Annotated in this window: 6 protein-coding genes; 1 reads left to right on the top strand and 5 read right to left on the bottom strand. The window is 72.3% G+C overall.

Annotated elements, in window-relative coordinates; translation table 11 throughout:
- Positions 1-104: 104 nt before the first annotated feature.
- The 5 genes from ACYVE9_RS12500 to ACYVE9_RS12480 all read right to left on the bottom strand — a co-directional run bounded on the left by ACYVE9_RS12500 (position 105) and on the right by ACYVE9_RS12480 (position 4,820).
- A complete protein-coding gene (locus tag ACYVE9_RS12500) occupies positions 105-374 on the bottom strand; it encodes an acyl carrier protein (protein WP_461027877.1) in 270 nt (89 codons plus the stop codon).
- Positions 375-445: 71 nt separating this feature from the next.
- Entirely contained in the window at positions 446-1,687 is a 1,242-nt protein-coding gene (locus ACYVE9_RS12495; protein ID WP_461027876.1) for a ketosynthase chain-length factor, read from the bottom strand.
- Complete coding sequence (locus tag ACYVE9_RS12490) at positions 1,684-2,955, bottom strand: beta-ketoacyl-[acyl-carrier-protein] synthase family protein (protein WP_461027875.1); 1,272 nt, start codon at positions 2,953-2,955, stop codon at positions 1,684-1,686. Before ACYVE9_RS12490 ends, ACYVE9_RS12495 begins: the two co-directional genes overlap by 4 nt.
- Complete coding sequence (locus tag ACYVE9_RS12485; RefSeq protein ID WP_461027874.1) at positions 2,952-3,278, bottom strand: TcmI family type II polyketide cyclase; 327 nt, start codon at positions 3,276-3,278, stop codon at positions 2,952-2,954. The genes ACYVE9_RS12490 and ACYVE9_RS12485 overlap by 4 nt, the downstream gene beginning before the upstream one ends.
- A gap of 69 nt (positions 3,279-3,347) precedes the next feature.
- Positions 3,348-4,820 (bottom strand): FAD-dependent monooxygenase, encoded by a 1,473-nt coding sequence (locus ACYVE9_RS12480; RefSeq protein ID WP_461027873.1) that lies wholly within the window; start codon positions 4,818-4,820, stop codon positions 3,348-3,350.
- A gap of 744 nt (positions 4,821-5,564) precedes the next feature.
- On the opposite strand from ACYVE9_RS12480, the gene ACYVE9_RS12475 reads away from it, so the two are divergent.
- Positions 5,565-6,376: helix-turn-helix domain-containing protein (locus tag ACYVE9_RS12475; protein ID WP_461027872.1), on the top strand; the 812-nt coding region annotated here is incomplete at its 3' end.

Raw genomic sequence — 6,376 nt, 5'->3', positions numbered from 1 at the left:
GGGGGCCGGTGGGGCCGCGGGCGACGACGGTGGCGCCCGGTGGGGTCGGCCACGGTGACGGGGGCCGGTGGGGGCCGGCCCTTTGGTGGGGGTTGCGGGAGGTGTCAGGCGACGCGGGCGGGCGCCAGCTGGTTGTTGACGACCTCCACCAGGGCGCGCGGGGTGCGGGCGTCGGTCAGCGCGGAGTCCTCCAGCTGGATGCCGTACTCCCGCTCGATCCGGCCGCCGGTCTCCAGCAGGGCGAGCGACTCGTAGCCGAGTTCCTCGAAGTCGGTGTCGAGGATGTCGCCGTCCAGGTCGACGCTCTCGTCGGCGCCGGCGCCCTCCAGCAGGATGCGCTTGAGGTCCTCGACGGTGAACTGCGTTGCGGGCATGGCTGTCCTCTCGGTGGGTGACGGTGCGTGGGGGAACGTGGTGCGCGGAACCGCGGTGGCGTCCGGGGACGTCATCGGCCGGCGGCGCGCACCACCACGGCGGAGTTGAAGCCGCCGTGACCGCGGGCCAGGACCAGCGCGGCGCGCAGCCCGGTGACCCGGCGGGGCTCTGCGGTGACCAGGTCGATGTCGTAGTCGTCCGACAGGGTCACGTGCGGGGTCGGCGGGATCACGCCGTCCCGCATGGCGAGGAACGCGGTGGCCAGGTCGAGCGGCGCCGCGCCGGAGTACAGCCGCCCGGTCATCGTCTTGGGGGCGGTGACCGGCACGCCGCGCGGCCCGAAGACCTTGGTGATGGCCTCGGCCTCGTTCCGGTCCGCCTCGGGCATCGCCGCGGCGTCGGCGAACACCACGTCGATCTGCTCCGTGCCGACGCCGGCGTCCTCCAGGGCGATCTCGATGGCCTTCTGCAGGCCGGGCCCGCGGCCGCTGCCCGGCTTGGGGTCGAACGTGGACCCGTAGCCGGCGATCTCACCGTAGATGTGCGGGGCGCGGCGCTCACGGGCCGACTCGAGGTCCTCCATGACCAGCAGCGCACCGCCCTCGCCGGGCACGTGGCCGCGGGCGGCGGCGTCGAACGGCAGGTAGGCCCGCTGCGGGTCGTCGCTGGTGCTGAGCCGGCCGCCGGCCAGCTGGGCGACCCACCCCCAGGGGCAGATCGAGGCGTCGATGCTGCCGGAGATGACCAGCCGGGTGCCCTTGCGGATCTGCCGCCGGGCCTGGGCGACGGCGTCCAGTCCGCCGGCCTGGTCGCTGACGACCACGCCGGACGGTCCGCGCATGCCGTTTCGGATGGAGATCTGGCCGCTGTTGACGGCGTAGAACCAGGCGAAGGACTGGTAGGCGCTGACGTACTGGCCGCCCTTGCTCCACAGGTTCTGCAACTCCCCCTGGCCGAACTCGAATCCGCCGGAGGAGCTGGCCGTGACGACGCCCATGTCGTACTCGGGCAGGTCACCGGGCTGCACGCCCGCGTCGGCGAACGCGCAGTCGGCGCCCACCAGCGCGATGCGGGTCATCCGGTCGGTCTGCGGCAGCAGCCGGCCCGGCAGGTGCTCCTCGGCGACGAAGCCCTCGATCTCGCCCGCGAGCCGGGACGGGTACTGCGAGGCGTCGAACCGGGTGATCGGGCCGATGCCGCTGCTGCCGGACCGGGTCGCGGCCCAGTAGGTCTCCACACCGAGCCCGTTGGGGGCCGCGATGCCCAGGCCGGTGACCACCACCTTGCCGGTGCGGGAAGCCGTGCCGGTCATGCCGCGCTCCTCTCGGGTCGGGCGAGCACCATCGCGCTCTGGAAGCCGCCGAATCCGCTGCCCACCGACAGCACCGCGTCCGTCTTCCAGTCCCGCGCGGTCAGCGGCACGTAGTCGAGGTCGCATTCGGGGTCGGGGGTATGCAGGTTGGCCGTGGGCGGCACCACGTTGTGCTGCATGGCCAGGGCCGACGCGGCGATCTCGATGGAACCGATGGCGCCCAGCGAGTGGCCGACCATCGACTTGATCGAGCTGACCGGGGTCCGGTAGGCGTGGTCACCGAGGCTGCGCTTGAACGCGGCCGTCTCGTGCCGGTCGTTCTGCTTGGTGCCGGAGCCGTGCGCGTTGATGTAGTCGATGGCCGTCGGGTCGAGCCGCGCCTCGTCCAGGGCGACCCGGATGGCCTCGGCCATCTCCCGTCCGTCCGGCCGCAGCCCGGTCATGTGGAAGGCGTTGCAGCGGGACGCGTAACCGGCGATCTCCGCGTACACGTGGGCGCCGCGGCGCCGTGCGGCACCCAGCTCCTCCAGTACGAAGACGGCCGAACCCTCACCCATCACGAAGCCGTTGCGGGTGCCGTCGAACGGCCGCGAGGCGTGCTCGGGGTCGTCGTTGCGGGGCGTGGTGGCCTTGATCGCGTCGAAGCAGGCCACCGTGATCGGGGAGATCGGCGCGTCGGTGGCACCGGCGATCATGACGTCCGCGGAGCCCTCCCGGATGAGTTCGGCGGCGTGGCCGACCGAGTCCAGTCCGGAGGTGCAGCCGGTGGACACCACCGTGCTGGGCCCCTCGGCGCCCACCGCCCAGGCCACCTCGGCCGCGAACGAGCTGGGCACCAGGTAGTCGTAGAGGTGCGGCACCGCGTAGGTGTGGTCGACGAGTTCCAGCCGGCCGCCGTCGCTGACCGTGCGGTACTCCTGGTCGAGGCCGGTGGTCGCGCCGACGGCGCTGCCGATGGTGACGCCCGTGCGGTGCGGGTCGAGTCCGGCGAAGTCCAGGCCGCTGTCGGCGACCGCTTCCCGGGTGGTGACCACCGCGAACTGCGCGGCCCGGTCCATGCGGCGCGTCTCCTGCGGGCTCAGCCCGAGCAGGTCGGCGTCGAAGTCGACCTCCGCCGCGACCTGCGAGCGGAACGACGACGCGTCGAAGAAGCTGATCCGCCGGGTGGCGGTACGGCCGTCGGTGAGCAGGCTCCAGAAGTTCTTGGTGCCCACGCCGCCGGGCGCGGTGACCCCGATGCCGGTGATCGCCACGCGCCGCGCGCTCACAGTGCTGTCCAGTGGTAGAAGCGGTCGGCCATCGCGTCGGCCGGCGACCGCCACGTCTGCGGGTCGTAGGCCTCGATGAACGGTTTCAGGTCGTCGCTGATGCCGACGAACCGCGGGTCGGACTTGGCGTCCTCGATGCGCTCGCCGCCGTCCTCCCCGTCGAAGTCCTGGAGGTGGAAGTAGAGGCCCTGGTACGAGAAGAGCTGACGCCGGCGGGTGCCCATGCGGTGCGGCAGGTCGGTGGTGTCGAACTCGGCGAAGAGGCGGGCGACGTCCTCCGCCGAGCGTGGCTCCATCCGGGCCACGATCAACGTGCTGTGCATCTCAATCTCCTTGTCGAGCCTGGTGTCGGGGCGGCTGTGGTGGGAGGGGGCGGCGTGACGCGCCACGGGTCAGGCGCCCATGCCGGGGCCGAACCAGCGGTCCAGTGCCATCGGCAGGTCGTGGTGGCTGCCGGGTGCGGCCCAGGCCACGTAGCCGTCCGGCCGCACCAGCAGAGCGGTGGTGCCGCCCAGGGCCGGTGCGCCGTCGTCGCCGACGGCCGCGGTGACGACGTCCACCCGGTCGGTCCAGCCGGCAGCCCGGCGGCGCAGCGCGGGGTTGTCGGTGAGGTCCAGCAGCAGGCCCCGGCCGCGGCGCAGCAGCTCGGGGCTGCTGGTGTCGGCGGAGTCGCGGCGCAGCGCCAGCTTGGGCAGCCGCAGGCCGAGCAGCGGGTTGCGGCCGCCGCCCACGTCGTAGTGGATCTCCAGTCCGCTGACCATGGCGGCGAGGTGGCGGCCGACCTCCTCGTAGCGGATGAGTTCCTTCAGCACGTCGCGCAGCGGCTGCACCTCGGCTCCGCTGAGGAACAGCAGGCCCTGGGCCTGGGTGTTCATGAGCAGCCGCTTGCCGACGGGGTGGCGTTCGCCGTGGTAGGTGTCGAGCAGGTCCTCCGGGGCGGAGCCGCGGACGACGGCGCCCAGCTTCCAGCCGAGGTTGACGGCGTCCTGGATGCTGGTGTTCATGCCCTGGCCGCCGGCCGGCAGGTGGATGTGCGCGGCGTCGCCGGCGAGCAGCACCCGGCCCCTGCGGTACTCGGTGACCTGCCGGGTGGCGTCGCCGAAGGCGCTCACCCACTCCGGGCGGGCGTGTGAGATGTCCTCGCCGGTGAGCCGCTGCCACGCGTCGGCGACCTCGGAGAAGGCGGGCGGTTCGGTGCGGCGGCGCGGCGGCGTGCCGCGTTCGCAGACGATGATGCGGGTGACGCCGCCGGGCAGCGGGCCGACCATCACCATGCCGCCGGGCAGCGTCTCGCCGATCATGCGCGGCTGGAGTTCGACGTCCCGCAGGTCGGCGAGGAACATCTCCATGGTGGCGGCGGTGCCGGGGAAGTCGAAGCCGGCGGCCTTGCGGACCTTGCTGCGTCCGCCGTCGCAGCCGACCAGCCATTCGGCGCGCAGGGTGTGTTCGCCCTCCGGGCCGCGCACGGTGACCTCGACGCAGTCGCCCTTGTCGTTCAGTTCGAGCAGTTCGTGGCCGCGCCGCAGGTCCACGCCGAGTTCGGTGGCCCACTCCTCCAGCACGGCCTCGGTGGCGGACTGCGGCACCGTCTTGGCCGCCTGGTGGGCGCCCGCCAGGATGCTGAAGTCGATCGGGAGACCGCCGAAGTGGCCCTGGTTGCTGGTCTCGATGTCGCCGAAGCGGGACAGCAGGCCCCGCTGGTCGAAGACTTCCATGGTGCGGGCGGTGAAGCCCAGGCCGCGGGATTCACCGGTGCGCTTCGGCAGGCGTTCGACGACGATGACGTCGACGCCGGCCAGGCGCAGTTCCGCGGCGAGCATGAGTCCGGCCGGGCCGGCGCCGGCGACGATGACTGAAGCGTCCATGTACCTCTCCTCGACAGGGTTCGGAAATGGGCAGGACTGGTCGGTGGAACACGACGGGGAAAACCCCGGTGTACGCACGGGGACCTGGGAGATTCATGTCGAGAAAACCGCTGGAAACGCGGGGAGGAACTCGACGCAGAGCCTTCGCGACCGAATCGGCGGAGACCGTCCGGGGCGATCGACACAGTGCTGCGGAATCTACGGACAAGCTTCTTCGGAAAGGCCCTGCCGCGTCAAGCAAAGTCCTTGAAGCAAACCGCAAGCATATGTCAAAGACACGTCAACCGACCGCCGGAAAGGCCTTTCCTGTGGCCCCGGTCACACGTCGCCTCCCCACCGGCGGACCGGCGGGTCTGGCACCTCGCAGTAGACCGCAACCCTCTTGTCATGCAGGGCAGTCGGGGCGCGAGCGCCGGTAGCGGGGGTGGCGCGACGACACCCCGGCGTGCCGGCCGCGAGCCGGGGTCGACCCGCTTGCGCGGGCCGGCCGGCACACGTCCGGCGGACGCCGGCACAGTGCGGGGGAAGTTAGTGAACAGCTTCTTCGGTGCCGATCGCGACGTCAAGCTTATGGCCGCACGGAAAGCACAAGCCTGCGTCAAGGAATTCCAACGCCCCGGCCGACTCCGTGAAATACGTTGCGGTCTGTGCAAATTACCCTCTCCTGGGTTGGCCGCCGATCTCCTGTTTCCTAGTCTCGTCTCCGTCGGACATCGCGGTATTCGTTCACGAGGGGAGCAGGACATGGAACGGGTGGAACTGTGCGCGGGAGTGGTGTGCCGGCGGCGGGAGAGCACGGGCGAGGGCAGGCGCCGGGCGTTCGGCGGCAGCCGGCTCTGTCCCGCCTGCCAGGGCCGGTTGAGCGCGGAGATACGCCAACTGCCCCGCCTGCACGCGGCGTGCGAGGACCTACTGGGCGGCGGCCGCACCGGCCCCGCGGAGCGCACCTCGGGCGGTCACCTGCCCGGCATGCCCTTCAACGAGGCCGCGTGCGAGGCACGTTGGGCGATCCTGGGCACCCTGGGCGGCTGGGCGGGGCTGGTCGCGGAGCAGCGCGGCCTACGACCTCCCGAGCGCGCCCCGAACACCCTCGCCGACTTCCTCGGCCGCCACCTGGCCTGGCTGGCCGGTCACGGCGCGGTGCACGAGCTGACCGCGGAGATATCCCAACTCGTCCGCCGGGCACGCCGGGTGGTCGATCCGGACCCGGTCCGCCGGGTCCCGGTGGGTGCCTGCGCGGAGCCGGGCTGCGCCGGCACGCTGGCCGCCCTGGTACGGCCCGACGCCCCCGGTGGCTCCGCCGAGATACGGTGCGACGCCGATCCGGAGCACCGCTGGGCCGGACACGAGTGGACGCGACTGGGCCTGCGTATGCGGCAGTCGGCCGCCGGCCACCGCGGCACCCCCGCCCGGGTCGGGTGGTTGAGCGCCGCGGAGATCGCCCGGTTGTGGGACGTTCCCCCCGGCAGCGTCTACCGGCTGGCCAGCGAACGCGGATGGCGGCGACGCAGCGAGGGCGGCCGGACCCGCTACCACGAGGCCGACGTCACCGCCGC

This window comes from Streptomyces sparsus (genome assembly GCF_054776295.1).
The sequence above is the reverse complement of the archived record's forward strand: the minus strand, read 5'-3'. Positions and strand labels throughout refer to the sequence as shown.

What these genes read in the sequence shown, in the direction of transcription:
- ACYVE9_RS12500 (WP_461027877.1), bottom strand. Translation starts at nt 374, where the DNA reads ATGCCCGCAACGCAGTTCACCGTCGAGGACCTCAAGCGCATCCTGCTG.
- ACYVE9_RS12495 (WP_461027876.1), bottom strand. Translation starts at nt 1,687, where the DNA reads ATGACCGGCACGGCTTCCCGCACCGGCAAGGTGGTGGTCACCGGCCTG.
- ACYVE9_RS12485 (WP_461027874.1), bottom strand. Translation starts at nt 3,278, where the DNA reads ATGCACAGCACGTTGATCGTGGCCCGGATGGAGCCACGCTCGGCGGAG.
- ACYVE9_RS12480 (WP_461027873.1), bottom strand. Translation starts at nt 4,820, where the DNA reads ATGGACGCTTCAGTCATCGTCGCCGGCGCCGGCCCGGCCGGACTCATG.